Annotated in this window: 15 protein-coding genes; 6 read left to right on the top strand and 9 right to left on the bottom strand. The window is 29.8% G+C overall.

The features are described 5' to 3' along the window. On the bottom strand, positions 1 to 612 hold a 612-nt coding region (locus ACOTVC_RS05765; RefSeq protein WP_421627943.1), incomplete at its 3' end, for a pentapeptide repeat-containing protein. Between the two features lie 132 nt (positions 613 to 744). On the opposite strand from ACOTVC_RS05765, the gene ACOTVC_RS05760 reads away from it, so the two are divergent. The 4 genes from ACOTVC_RS05760 to ACOTVC_RS05745 all read left to right on the top strand — a co-directional run bounded on the left by ACOTVC_RS05760 (position 745) and on the right by ACOTVC_RS05745 (position 4,854). Next, positions 745 to 1,395 (top strand): thiol:disulfide interchange protein DsbA/DsbL, encoded by a 651-nt coding sequence (locus ACOTVC_RS05760; protein ID WP_214099350.1) that lies wholly within the window; start codon positions 745 to 747, stop codon positions 1,393 to 1,395. 163 nt (positions 1,396 to 1,558) lie between these two features. Next, entirely contained in the window at positions 1,559 to 2,221 is a 663-nt protein-coding gene (locus ACOTVC_RS05755; RefSeq protein WP_421627941.1) for a thiol:disulfide interchange protein DsbA/DsbL, read from the top strand. Between the two features lie 15 nt (positions 2,222 to 2,236). Then, positions 2,237 to 2,974, top strand: a complete 738-nt coding sequence (gene dsbI / locus ACOTVC_RS05750) for a protein-disulfide oxidoreductase DsbI (protein ID WP_421627940.1) — start codon at positions 2,237 to 2,239, stop codon at positions 2,972 to 2,974. A gap of 23 nt (positions 2,975 to 2,997) precedes the next feature. Continuing rightward, the gene (locus tag ACOTVC_RS05745; protein WP_421627938.1) at positions 2,998 to 4,854 is read left to right on the top strand and encodes an aryl-sulfate sulfotransferase; all 1,857 of its coding nucleotides are present in this window, start codon (positions 2,998 to 3,000) and stop codon (positions 4,852 to 4,854) included. A gap of 34 nt (positions 4,855 to 4,888) precedes the next feature. Here the strand turns inward: ACOTVC_RS05745 and ACOTVC_RS05740 are convergent, their stop codons facing one another. Together ACOTVC_RS05740 and ACOTVC_RS05735 are read right to left on the bottom strand one after the other, a co-directional pair. Next, complete coding sequence (locus tag ACOTVC_RS05740; RefSeq protein ID WP_421627936.1) at positions 4,889 to 6,283, bottom strand: anaerobic C4-dicarboxylate transporter; 1,395 nt, start codon at positions 6,281 to 6,283, stop codon at positions 4,889 to 4,891. A 137-nt stretch (positions 6,284 to 6,420) separates the two neighbouring features. Continuing rightward, a complete protein-coding gene (locus ACOTVC_RS05735) occupies positions 6,421 to 7,689 on the bottom strand; it encodes a M20/M25/M40 family metallo-hydrolase (RefSeq protein WP_421627934.1) in 1,269 nt (422 codons plus the stop codon). A gap of 54 nt (positions 7,690 to 7,743) precedes the next feature. Here ACOTVC_RS05735 and ACOTVC_RS05730 point away from each other — a divergent pair, with 54 nt between their 5' ends. Continuing rightward, the gene (locus ACOTVC_RS05730) at positions 7,744 to 8,268 is read left to right on the top strand and encodes a thermonuclease family protein (protein ID WP_214099353.1); all 525 of its coding nucleotides are present in this window, start codon (positions 7,744 to 7,746) and stop codon (positions 8,266 to 8,268) included. An 8-nt stretch (positions 8,269 to 8,276) separates the two neighbouring features. Then, positions 8,277 to 8,462 carry a hypothetical protein gene (locus ACOTVC_RS05725; protein WP_039617919.1) on the top strand — a complete coding sequence of 62 codons (186 nt, stop codon included), beginning with the start codon at positions 8,277 to 8,279 and terminating at the stop codon, positions 8,460 to 8,462. Here ACOTVC_RS05725 and ACOTVC_RS05720 read toward each other — a convergent pair. The 6 genes from ACOTVC_RS05720 to ACOTVC_RS05695 are packed head-to-tail and all read right to left on the bottom strand — an operon-like array spanning position 8,442 to position 13,188. Then, on the bottom strand, positions 8,442 to 9,005 hold the full coding sequence (locus tag ACOTVC_RS05720; RefSeq protein WP_039617921.1) for a hypothetical protein: 564 nt from the start codon (positions 9,003 to 9,005) through the stop codon (positions 8,442 to 8,444). The genes ACOTVC_RS05725 and ACOTVC_RS05720 overlap by 21 nt on opposite strands. A gap of 2 nt (positions 9,006 to 9,007) precedes the next feature. After that, on the bottom strand, positions 9,008 to 9,883 hold the full coding sequence (gene cmoB / locus ACOTVC_RS05715) for a tRNA 5-methoxyuridine(34)/uridine 5-oxyacetic acid(34) synthase CmoB (RefSeq protein WP_214115954.1): 876 nt from the start codon (positions 9,881 to 9,883) through the stop codon (positions 9,008 to 9,010). A 37-nt stretch (positions 9,884 to 9,920) separates the two neighbouring features. Next, the gene (locus ACOTVC_RS05710; RefSeq protein WP_421627932.1) at positions 9,921 to 10,670 is read right to left on the bottom strand and encodes a flagellin; all 750 of its coding nucleotides are present in this window, start codon (positions 10,668 to 10,670) and stop codon (positions 9,921 to 9,923) included. A gap of 33 nt (positions 10,671 to 10,703) precedes the next feature. Then, the gene (locus ACOTVC_RS05705; RefSeq protein ID WP_039628182.1) at positions 10,704 to 11,171 is read right to left on the bottom strand and encodes a DUF4149 domain-containing protein; all 468 of its coding nucleotides are present in this window, start codon (positions 11,169 to 11,171) and stop codon (positions 10,704 to 10,706) included. 29 nt (positions 11,172 to 11,200) lie between these two features. Beyond that, a complete protein-coding gene (locus ACOTVC_RS05700) occupies positions 11,201 to 12,001 on the bottom strand; it encodes a HemK/PrmC family methyltransferase (RefSeq protein WP_214097632.1) in 801 nt (266 codons plus the stop codon). Further along, on the bottom strand, positions 12,001 to 13,188 hold the full coding sequence (locus ACOTVC_RS05695; RefSeq protein WP_421627930.1) for a M48 family metallopeptidase: 1,188 nt from the start codon (positions 13,186 to 13,188) through the stop codon (positions 12,001 to 12,003). The genes ACOTVC_RS05700 and ACOTVC_RS05695 overlap by 1 nt, the downstream gene beginning before the upstream one ends. Positions 13,189 to 13,220 lie beyond the last annotated feature (32 nt).

Below are 13,220 nucleotides of genomic sequence, written 5' to 3'. Positions count from 1 at the left end.
TTTAAAAACTGCTTCTCTAAAATTATTTTCTATGTTTTCTTGATTTGTATACTCAGCTAAGAATTTTGTGTTTATAAATCTAGCTTCACCTTCAAAACGCGCTACATTAAAATCAACCCTAGCTTTAAATTCTGCCCTATCAAAATAGGCATTATCTTTAAAAACTGCTTCTCTAAAATTATTTTCTATGTTTTCTTGATTTGTATACTCAGCTAAGAATTTTGTTTCTATAAACCTAACTTCATCTTCAAATTTTGTTAAACAAAAGTCAACTTGATTACCAAAAATCGTGCTTGAAAAACTAACTTTTTTTTCAAAAATACATTGAATAAAACTAACTTTTCTATGAAAGCTAAATCCTCTAGCAATGATTTGATTTTTAAAAATACAGTCTATAAAAAATAATTCTATATTATTTTTTGTAAAATAAATATAATCGATTTCGCAGTTTGTTATAGTGATTTTATTTATTTGTTTTTGCTCTAGAATGTTTAAATCAATTTCGCTAATGTTGGAGTTGTGAATAGTTATTGTATTCTTATTTATTTTTACATTTATATCTTTGATGTTTTCTTGCACTAATATACCATAAGATTCTAGAAGCTTTTGCATTTATTTTGCCTTGTTTTATGTGTCTAGTAAATTATAAATTTTATCTAAAATGCTATAAGAAAAGCATAAAACATTCTTGATTTTATATCTTATGTTAAAATTGTATTTTATATCATCAAAAAAAGGAAAATCATGCAAGTGTTGCAAAAAATGTTTAAATTATTAGCTATTATAGCTTTTGTTTTTAGTGTAAATGCTAATGCATTAAGTGAGGGTAAAGAGTATATTACTTTAAAAACACCCATCCCAAATGCACAAAATTCACTGATAGAAATTTTTTCTTATCGTTGCATTCATTGCTATAATCATCATCAATTTCACACTCTAGCAAAAGTTAAAAAAGCTTTGCCAAATTTAAAATATGATCTTTTTTCAGTAAGTTCTATGAGTGAGTATGGTGGGGCTTTAAATGAGATGTTTGCATTGGCTTCTTTTAAAGAAAAAGCTTTAGGTTTAGATGTAACTAGTGAAAAAAGTCTTACTTATAAGCTTGCTGATGTGTATTTTGTAAGTCATTTTGAACAAAAGTTAAAATTAAATGATCTTGATTTATTTTACAAAATAGGTTTAAATGCTATCGGTGCTAGTAAAGAAGAATTGCAAAAATTTTTACAAACTAAAGAAGCTAAAGAGCTTTTAGCTGCTTATGATGTGGCTAATGAAATTTCAAGAAATTATGGCACGCCTGCTTTTGTAGTAAATGGCAAATATCAAATCAATCCTGAGTATATCACTTCTTTAGAAGAATTAATCCGTATAGTTAAAGAACTTTCTACTAAATAAATATGCAAAACATTATATCTTTAGTTTCAAGATATAATGTTTTATTTAAATAATAATAAATTATTATTTAATTTTTATTATTATTTAAGTTGAATTAGTATAAGCTAATATTGTTTATAAGATTTTTTTAATAATTAATTATAAACATATAAAGGAGGCTTAAATGCAAAATAGATTCAACATGTTCTTAGGTTCGGCTTTGTTGGCTGTTTTTGTTTTTGGTGTAAACGCAAATGCGCTTAGCGAAGGTAAAGAGTATATTACTTTAAAAACACCTATCCCAAATGCACAAAACTCTTTGATAGAAGTGTTTTCTTATCGTTGCACGCATTGTTATGATCATCATAAATTCAATACAATCTCAAAAGTTAAAGAAAAATTACCGCAATTAACTTATAAATTTTATCCTGTTAGTTCTATGGGCGATTATGGTAAGCAAGCTAATGAAATTTTTGCTTTTGCTGCTTTTAAAGATGAGCAAAATAAAGTAAGCCAAAGTGATAAAAATAGTTTAACTCATAAAGCTTCTGAAGCATATTTTAATGCTTATTTTAAGAAAAAACAAAGATGGGGAAATGGAACTAATCCTGAAGCGTTTTATGAGGTAGGATTAAAAGCAATTTCAGCAAGCAAAGAAGATTTAGATAATTTTTTAAAAACTCCTGAGGCTAGTGAAATTTTAAAATCTTACGAAAGTGCTAATGATATCTCTAAAAACTATGGCACACCTGCTTTTGTAGTAAATGGAAAATATCAAATCATACCACAAGCTATCACATCTCCACAAGCTTTGATAGAAATAACAGAAGAGTTAAGTAAGATGTAGTTTTTGGAGTATTTTATGAGTTCTTGTCCTGTTAGTAGAGTTAGTGCTTGGCAAAACACTAGAATGCCTTGGTTAATAATGGTTATAGCTATGATAAGTTTAACTTTCATAGCACACTTTTTGTTTCAAGAATACCTTTATATGGAGCCTTGTGAGCAGTGTGTTTATATAAGATTTGCTATGTTAACTATGGCTTTTGGTGGTATTTTAGCTTTGATAGATCCTAAAAATGATTATCTAAAAATTTTTGCATATACTTTTGTATTTTGGGGTATATGGCTTGGTATAGAGTATTGTATTACTCTTAATCATATTCATGAAGTAGTGCATTCAGAAAATCCTTTTGCTGGTGTTGATGGATGTAGAGAAATTCCTATATATCCTTTTAATTTACCATTGCATGAATGGGTGCCAGGATGGTTTTTACCAACAGGTGAGTGTGGCATGGATACACCTATAGTACCTGAAGATGTTTATGGTAGTTTAAATGCTTTTCAGAAATTTTTTGTTGGAACTCCTCCAAATTTTGAAGATGGGTTATATAGCAATGGTTGGTATTTGATTCCTAGTATGGAATTTATGAATATGGCGATTTGTTGCTTATTGGCTTTTGTTGTTTGTTTGGTGATTTTAGGAGGTATGTTTATTTCTTATGCATTTTCACATCCTAAGGCTAAAATTTATGCTTTGATTGTTTTGGTGTTTGTGATTATTCTTAAAATTTTAGGTGAGCCAAGTGTGCAAATGGCTTAGTAGTATTAAAAAAAGGAGAAAAAATGAAAATTAGTAAAATTGTAAGTAGTATTTTGCTTGCTAGTAGTATTGTTGTAGTTGCACCTAATGTTTCTTTAGCTATGGGTGGACCTAGTGGTGCTAGTATTAATTGGGAGATTCAAGGTAAAATTGGTGCTATAAAAATAAATCCTTATGGTTTATCCCCGCTTAGTGCTGTAATTATGGATGGTGGATATAAACTAAGTGATGTAAGTGTAACTATAATTCCAAAACCAAATGGACAGACTATATCTTATAAGGTTAGCCCTAATAAAATTAAAACATATGGAGGAATTCCTGTTTTTGGACTTTATTCATCATATTTAAATACAGTAAAAGTAAGTTATACCAAAACTGCTTTTGGAAAAAGTGAAAAAGTAGTAGATGAGGTATATAAAATAGCAACTGGTGGGGTAAATATAGAAGCTAGTGGAAGTCTTATGCAAAGAGGTGTACCTTTTGAAAAAGTAGAAGTGATTAAAGTAGATAAAGGTTTTGAAGATAGATTGTATTTGGTTAATAATGCTCCAGGAAGACAAAGTGGAAAAGGTTCTCAAGCTGTATGGAATAACCCAGCAGGTGGTGCAATGGAGTGGGATGAGAATTCAAATGCATTTATCATTGACACTAAAGGTGAAATTCGTTGGTATTTAGATAGTGACAAATTAATGGATTGGGGTAATATTTATAAGCGTGGTATTATGATGGGTTTTCATCAAAATGAAGATGGGGCTTTGAGTTTTGGATTTGGTCAAAGATATGTTAAGTATGATTTAATGGGTAGAGAAATTTTTAATCGTATTTTACCTTCTTCTTATATAGACTTTTCTCATTCTATGGATGATATGCAAAATGGAAATTACCTTTTAAGGGTAGCTTCTACCAATGTTAAGCGTCCTGATGGTAAAAATGTGCGTTCAGTGCGTGATGTGATAGTAGAAGTTGATAAAAATGGCAATGTGGTAGATGAGTGGAGGCTTTTTGAAATTTTAGATCCATATAGAGCAAATATTATAAAAGCTTTAGATCAAGGCGCTGTTTGTTTGAATATTGATTCTAGTAAAGCAGGTGTTACTTTAAGTGATGAGGATTTAGCTAAAATGGATGCAAGTAATTCTTTTGGCGATATAGCAGGTACTGGAGTAGGGCGTAACTGGGCTCATGTAAATAGCGTAGATTATGATCCAAGTGATGATAGCATTATCATTTCAAGTCGTCATCAAAGCGCTATTATAAAAATAGGACGCGATAAAAAGGTAAAATGGATACTAGGAGCACATAAGGGCTGGGGAGAAAAATATAAAAAAGTACTTTTACAACCTATTGATAAAAATGGCAAAAAGATAGTTTGTGAGGATGAATATAGCAAATGCCCTGGTTATGAAAATGAAGACGGTGGTTTTGATTTTACATGGACACAGCATACTGCATTTAGAATAGATGAAAAATCTGATAAAAGATATATTTATATCACAGCTTTTGACAATGGTGATGCAAGGGGTATAGAACAACCTGCTTTTGCTTCGATGAAATACTCAAGAGCAGTTGTATATAAAATAGATCAAAAAAATAACACCGTAGAACAAATTTGGGAGTATGGTAAGCAAAGAGGCAATGAATGGTTTTCACCTGTCACTTCTTTAACTGAGTACCATAAAGATAAAAACTCTATAGTGGTTTATAGTGCTACTGCTGGAATGGCTTTTGATTTAAACAAAGGTGTTGCTTTGGGTGAACCAAGACCTGAAATAGATGAGTTTAAATGGGGAGCTAAAGAGCCTTCGGTACAAATTCGCTTTAGTGGAGCAAGTACTGGTTATCAAGCTATGCCTATTGATTTAGAAAAAGCATTTGAATGAGAAAAAAAGGGCTTTCTTTAAAGCCCTTTAATTTTTATAAATATCCTGCACCTAAAGCTAAGAAATAACCTACTATACAAGAAACAATTACACCAATTAAGCCTGGTAAGATAAAGCTATGATTGATAACAAATTTACCTATTTTTGTAGTGCCTGATCTATCAAATTGTATAGTTGCAAGATCGCTTGGATAAGTTGGTAAAATATAATATCCATAACAAGCTGCTGCAAAAGCGATAATAATGCCTGGTTCAACACCAATTCCTAGTGCAAGTGGGACAAATGCTGCGATTGCTGCTGCTTGAGAATTAACAAATTTAGAAATTAATAAAAGCATAACTGCATAAGTCCAAGGGTGTTCTATAACGATATTTCCTAAAGATTCTTTCATCATAGGAGTATGCACTGCAAACATGGTATCTGCCATCCAAGAAATTCCAAAAACAGCTACTAAAGCTATCATACCTGATTTAAAAATTTCATTTTTTGCAATTTTGCTTGCATCAAGTTTAGTAAAGATGATGAGTGCTGCACCTGCTAAAAGCATAAACATTTGAATTACTGCAACCATATTCATAGGTTTAGTAACACCTTTTGAAGTAAATTGTGGTCTAAGTTCTGGGAAGGCTCCAAGTATAGCTACTATTGCAATAGCGCCTAAGAAAATCCACATAGCTACCCATTGAATAGTTGGAAGTTTTTGACCAAGAAGAGTTTTGCTATCACCATAGATATATTCTCTTTGTTCTGGATCTTTGATTCTAGCTTGAAAATTCGCATCTTTATCAAGATCTTTTCCTCTAAACCAAGAAAAAATTCCTATAGCTAAAACACCTACCAAAGTAGAAGGTATAGTAATAGCAAGTAAATCCACATAACCATCAAAACCTGCTAAAGGATGTTTGTTGATTTCTGGATTTAAAAGCAGCGCTGTTAAGCTTACAACAGCAACTGAAACAGGGCTTGCGATGATACCAAGCTGAGAAGAAATACTAGAAGCGGCCATTGGTCTTTCTGGGCGTATGCCGTTTTTAATAGCAATGTCGTAAATAATAGGCATCATGGTATAAACAACATGTCCGGTTCCGCAAAGCATGGTTAAAATACAAGTTACAAAAGGTGCTAAGATGGTTAAAAATTTAGGATTTTTTCTTAAAACTCTTTCTGCTACTTGTAACATTACATCTAAACCACCGCTAGCTTGCAAGGTTGCACTAGCAACAACTACAGCTAAGATGGTAAGCATAACATCAATTGAAGGTTTTCCAGGTGCTACAGCAAAACCAAAACTTAAAACCAATAAACCTATACCGCCTAGTAAACCAAGAGCGATACCGCCTTTTTTTGCCCCATAAAAAAGACAAATAAGAACTACAGCTAGTTGGATACTAAATTGAGTGCCTTCGCTAAGGCTGGTTAGCATTTCCATACTCTCTCCTTGTTTGTAAAATATGCGAGAGTATAATGCAAGTTTTATTAATAGTAAATAAAATTTTTTATTATTTAAATAAATATTTACCAATATTTTGAATTTATTTGTCAAAATATTGGTTTTTTATCTATATATTACTGGTGATTTTTTAAAATTGTAAAAAGAATTTTACTGATTTTTTCGATAGAAGCTATTTCGCATTTTTCATCTGTTGAATGTGGGCTATATATATTTGGCCCTATAGAGCAACATTCTAGAGGTTGTTTTTCACTTATAATACCACATTCTAAACCAGCATGTATAGTGTAAAGTTTGGCGTTTGGATTTTCTTTTTTAAAATAACTTAGAATTTCTTCTCCAAATTTAGTATCTTTATTAGCCCAAGGTGGATAAAAATTTGCACTTGAAACTTCACAGCTTTGCATTTTAAAATAAGTTAAGGTTTCAAATTCTATATTTTTAAGCTCTTGTAAATCATTTGATCTTGCAAAAAATTCAAAATGAAATTTACCTTCTTTTTCATAAGCCAATGAAAGATTGATACTTGTTTGGACTAAATTTAGATGATGATTAAAAGTTCTAACACCTTGTGCAAAAGCATTGATAAGATTTAAAATGATTTGAGAGTTTTTATAATATGTTCTTTTGATTCTACCTAGATATTTTATTTTAAAATGATTATTTTCTTTTGGAGGATTTTTAAAAAATGCTACGATTTTAGCATGTTTTGGTATTGAATTTATTCTCTCGCCTGCTTTAAACTCGCAAAGTTCGCCTTGATTTTGAGTGATAAAGTAACTTGCTTCTTTGATAGAAGATTTGATGTTTTTAACAATATCAATCCCTGAATGTCCACCTTTAAAATCTATTGCCTCTATTTCATAGCATTCATCTTCTTTTTCATCTATTTCTAATTTCAAATTAGCAAAAATATCTACTCCGCCAGCACAACCTATAACAACTTCATCATCGCTTTCATGGTCTAAATTTAACAGCTTGTTTGAAATCAAAGTATGTGTAAGATTATTTGCTCCACAAAGGCCAACTTCCTCATCATTAGTAAAAAGACATTCGATATTTTCAAAGTCTTTTAAAGCTTGCATCATTAATGATACTCCTATGCCATTATCTGCACCTAAACTTGAGTTTTTAGCTTTTAAATATCCATTTTCTTCATACATTTGTATATTTGGAGCCTCTCCCATGCAAACCATATCATAATGGCTTTGTAAACAAATTTTTGGATTTCCTTTGTATGCGTGGATATTACCTGCATTATCAACGCTTACTTGACAGTTGTGACTTTTAGCAAAATCAATGAGAAAATTTTTTAATTCTTCGGTTTTAAAACTACAATGAGGTATTTGAGTAATTTGTTTAAAATTTTGTATAATTTCTTGCATAAATTTCTCCTTTTTATTGTAATTATGGCATATTTTTATATAGATGAGGTTTAAATGAAAATTTCTAAAAAGCAAATTAAATTATTAATAACCTTATTAAAAGAGCCAAAGAAATTTTTAATTGTGCTTTTTTTAGTCGCTTTCGCTTATATTTTAAATTATGATAGTGGTTCGTATATTAATGCTAAGGTAAGTCGTGTAGTAGATGGAGATACTATTGAGGCTAAATTTGAAAATGAAAAACTTAAAATCAGACTTTTTGGTATCGATGCACCTGAGAGTGATCAAGCCTATGGAAAAATGGCTACGCAATTTTTAAAAGCTATTGTATTAAATAAAGAAGTTGTTTTAAATGTAAAAGATGAGGATAAATATGGTAGAATTTTGGCCATTGTGTACCTAAATGATAAAGATATCAATCAAGTTATGGTTAAAAATGGTTTTGCTTGGGCTTATGAATATTATAGTGATTTATATGTAAATGAGCAAAACTATGCTAAAGAAAATAAAAAAGGTTTATGGGTAGATGAAAATCCTATAGAGCCTTATAAATGGCGTAAACAAATAAGATTAAAATAGGAAAAGAGATGTTTAAAAAAATATTTTTCATTGGATTTGTAGTATTGTTTTTTGGTGGCTGTTTTGTCAATGAAAGAGGAATTTCAAACCGCTTTTATGATGATTGTAAAGAATATTATGATGCAAGTGGGACTTACCATAAAGAATGCCCAAAGAATTGGGTGGATTTACCTTTAACCCCCGATTCCTTTTAAGGCCGCATTGAGTTCTTCTTGTGTTGTTTCTTGTTTAGCAGGTTCTTGTTGGTTTTGGTTGTTGTTTGTGGTGTTTTGACTCTGTTTAAGCTTAAATATATGATCTTCGGTTGTGACAACTTGAAAAGAAGCATCAAAAATTTTAATCTCATTCACAAAACCAACTACCTTAACTTCTCTTTTTCTTGAGTCATCACTAAATAAAGCACTTGCTTCAAGGTTTAGAATATCGCCAACTTTTAAAGGAGCATAAAAAAAGCTTCTTGAGCCTATTAAGACGCTAAATTCTTTATTGATTGCAGCTTGAGCTATATAATTTGCTGCATTAAATACAAAACCACTATGCACTAATCCTAGCTCATCTACTGCCATATCATGGGTTGTGATTAAGATACCTTTAGCAAAATTTTTTTCTATATGAGAAATGCTTCCTGCTAAAGTATTGTTTATCCCTGGACAAGTGATGAGTTCTGATTTAATGCGATTTAATTCTTCAGGATCTATCAATTCTTCTATGCTAACAGCACTTGCTGCTCTTGCCATTTTTACACCTTTAATTTAACATAAACTCTTTTTGGTGCTTCATAACCTTCGCAAGTTAAATTTGAGTCATTTTCATCTAAAAATTGATCTAAAGAAAAAGAATCAATCCATTGTGTTTTTCTTTGTTCTTCAAAATCAGTTTGTTTAGTTGCTATAACTTCAAATTCACTAAATCCAGCTCTATAACACCAATTTCTTAAACCCAATATCGACGGAATGAAAAAAATATTTGGTATTTTTGAATAAGTTTTTTGAGGAATGAGTGCAATTTCTCTTTCATCTTCTATATACATAGTATCTAAAAAGACTATACCATCTTTGTTTAAAGATTGCTTGAGCTGTTTTAGCATGGCTATAGGATCACTACGATGATAAATTACGCCAAGACAAAAAATCACATCAAATTTTATACCATAATTTGGCACATCAGCCACACCTAAAAGTTCATATTGTATAGGAGTTTTTGCAATAGAGTTTAAAAGTAAAAATTGTAAATAATACTTTATAGAAGGATCAAAACCTATGAGTTTTGAAGGATTAAATTTAAGCATTTTAAACATATAATAACCATTATTGCAGCCAATATCTGCAACTATTTTGCCTTTGATCTCTTGCATATATGGTTTTAATATATTAAATTTTATAAAACTTTGCCATTCTGTGTCTATAAATAAATCATTAATTTTAAAAGGTCCTTTGCGCCAAGGTTTTAATTCTAAGGCAATACTATTAATTTCATCATCTAAGCTTTTATCACAAAAAATATCAAAGCTATCATTTATAAGATAACTTGATTTTTGAATTTTGATACTAAGTTTTTGGATTTTTTCATATAAAGGATGTTTTAAAACTTGCTTTAACAAAGCACTATCTTGCATATTTTTCCTTGAAAAACTCCCTTATTTGGGAGTTTTTTTATTGAAGCAAACTTGCTAGTTTAGTTTGCAACATTACATTTGAGTGAGCATTTGCAAATAAAAATGCATTTTCTTTTAAGTAGTTTGCATTAAAATCATTGATATTTTGTGCTAAGTCATTATTTTGCAATTTGCTTTCAGCTTCTTTGGTATTAATGCTAGTTTGCAAAGATGAGTTGATGTTAGAATGGATAGCATTAATCCCAGCACCAATATCTGCGCGTAAAGAACCTACTTGATCTTGAAAATCGCGAATTCCATCTTGGTTTTCAAGGCTTAAGTTTGCTGTGCTTGGTTGATTTAAATTAATACTTTCAACCCCAGCTCCAACAACAAAATCCATACTTTGGAAGACATTTTTTCCATTAAAAGTTGCATTTGAAAATGCATCATTGATTGAACTTATAAGTTTATTTGCTTCGGCATTTAGCATACTTTTTTGTCTATCATTTAATGCAGCACTATTTGAGCGTACAGAAAGTTCATTAAGCCTATCTGCAGTGGCTGAGATATTGTTTAGTGCTGAGTCTGCAATTTGTAAAACACCTACTGAATCATAAGCATTTAAAATACCTTGATCTATAGTGCTATACTGACTTCTTAAAGAATCAGCTATGGCTAAATTTGCTTCGTCACTTCCATCTATAGCACGCATTGTGGCTATATTTTCTAAAGCTTTTTCTTGGCTTTTTTGAGCTTGATTTAAGTAATGGTTTTGTTGAGTTGTTCCTATATCGCCTATTTTCATCTTTGACTCCTTTTAAAGACTTGTTTTATTATATCACTTTTTTGTCTTAAAATTTAAAAAAAACAAAATTACTTGTGATAACATGATAATTTTCATCACAACTTCACTTGCACCATGAATTTTTATAAATTCTTGAGTCTTAGTTGCTTCTTCTCCTAAGCTTTGTGCTTCTAAAACATAAGCAGTGAAGTAAAATACAAAAAGCAAACTTAGTGCCAAAATGATTAAAGAAAGCATAAATTTTGAAAAATTTATTTTAAAAGTTAAATTTTTATCCTTAAATGAGAAAATTTCCATTAAAATAGATAAAACACTTACACCTAGCAAAACATAACCAAATTGCACAAAAATGTGTGTCATTAAAAGCCCACTTTGAAAATGAGTTAAAACCCCTTCGCCTATGAATTTAGCAGGATAAAATATAGTCGGAGCTAAAAATACACCTATGCTAATTTCAATCCCAATTAAACTTGCTAGTAAAAATAAATATATTGATTTCATATTTTCTCCTATAAAAAGATAATTATAGTCTAATTTTTTAAATTCCACGCAACAAAGGCTCTATCAAATCCATTATAATCTTGATAAAAAGCAGCCTTGAAGCCATTTTCCTCTAAAATTTTATTTAAAATTGCTTTTTGATCATAACCAAACTCACATGCTAAGACTTTTGTGTTGTGATTTTTAGCAAAAAGGATAATTTCATGTAAAATTTCCCAACCTTTATCCCCGCCAAATAAAGCATTATGTGGTTCATTTTGCACCCATTTATCCAAAGGATAATTATTTTTTATATAAGGAGGATTGGAAAAAATAAAGTCAAAATTTCCTTGCATAGTTTTAAAATCACAAAGTTGAAAATTAACTAAATTTGAAGCATTATGAAAATCTGCATTTTTTTTAGCAAGATCTAGTGCTTTTGGATTAATATCGCAAGCTTGTATGAAAATTTGCTTTAACTTTGCTAGAGAGATACTTAAAATTCCACTCCCAAAGCCAATTTCAAGTATATTTTCAAAAGAGTTATGATCTAAAATTTCTAAGCATCTTTCAAGTAATATTTCACTATCAAAACGCGGTATTAAAACCCCTTTTTCAATAAAAAAATCTAAACCATAAAATTGCGTTTTTTGAAATAAATATTCAAAAGGCTCGCCATTTAAAAACCTATCTACATATTCTAAAAAAACTTTTTCATCAATTTGAAATTCAGGATTTAAAAAAATCCAAGCCTTGTCTTTTTGCAAAAGCTCACAAAGAATAAAAAGTATATATTCTTTGTGAGTAGGATCTTTTGCGTAAGCTTGCTTTAAGGCCTGTTTGATTGAAATCATTGCAAAGCTTTGATTCTATCATAAATGCAAGGATGACTTAGATGAAAGAAAGTATAAATTTTACTTGTTTTAACAAAGGCCTTATTTTCTTTTGCTAAAGCTATGAGGGCATTTTTCATATCTTCTTTAGAACTTAGTTTTGCTCCATGTAAGTCAGCATTAAATTCATTTTTTTGACTCATTTTATTAAGTAGTGGAGAGATAATAAAAGTAAAAATATTTCCAAAAATCAATAAAAGTGCAAAAACTCCAGCATTTACTCCATCTAAGTGACTTTCAATATAAAAAAAGCTTGGTAAATGAGCAAAGATAAAAAATAAAACAAAAAGCATCAAAGCACTAGAGAATAACATTTTTAGTAAATCTTTATGTACAAAATGCCCTAGTTCATGACCTAAAACAGCGATGAGTTCTTTTTCTTTTAAGGCATTTAAAAGTGTATCAAAAAGCACCACTCTTTTACTTTTAAATAAACCACCAAAATAAGCATTTAATCTTTTATCCCTTTTACTTGCATCAATAACATAAACACCATTTGCACTAAAGCCACATTTTTGCATTAAATTGGTGATTTTTTCTAATAAATTCTCATCTTCAAGTTTTTTCATTTTATTAAACATAGGTGCAATAAGCGTAGGGTAGATGAGATTTATAATAAGTATGATTATAAAGCTTAAAGCAAAAGCAACGATCCACCAGTATGTGCTAAAAAACTCAAAGCAAAATACTAAGGCATAGATGATTAAAAAGCCAAAAATAAGCATTAGGGCTAAAGATTTAATACTATCTTTAATAAAAAGTGCTAAAGTCATATTTGAAAAGCCGTGTTTTTTATCTTTTATAAAGCTTTCATAATAACTAAGTGGTAAATTTAAAATACTAATAATCAATAAAAATGCAAGTAAAAATAAAGTATTTTCTAAAGTAGAATTTTCTTTTATAAAAATTTCTTTTAAATACAAAAAGCCAAAGCCAATCCAAGAAATATTAATTATCAGATTGTAAAGATTAGAAAAGATTTTGTATTTTTCATTTTCTATGGCGATATTTGCAGCATTTTTATAATCATGCTCATTTAAAATAATTGCATGTTTTTCTCTTTCTTTTTTTAAAAATGCAATTTGCATATAAGATATAAAAACCAAAAAGGCCGTGTAAACACATAAAATAGATATTAAAGTCATAATTTTTCCTTAAATAAATTTGAGTAATTTTA

Source organism: Campylobacter sp. GB48 (assembly GCF_049221845.1).
Lineage (GTDB): Bacteria > Campylobacterota > Campylobacteria > Campylobacterales > Campylobacteraceae > Campylobacter_D > Campylobacter_D lari_C.
The sequence above is the reverse complement of the archived record's forward strand: the minus strand, read 5'-3'. Positions and strand labels throughout refer to the sequence as shown.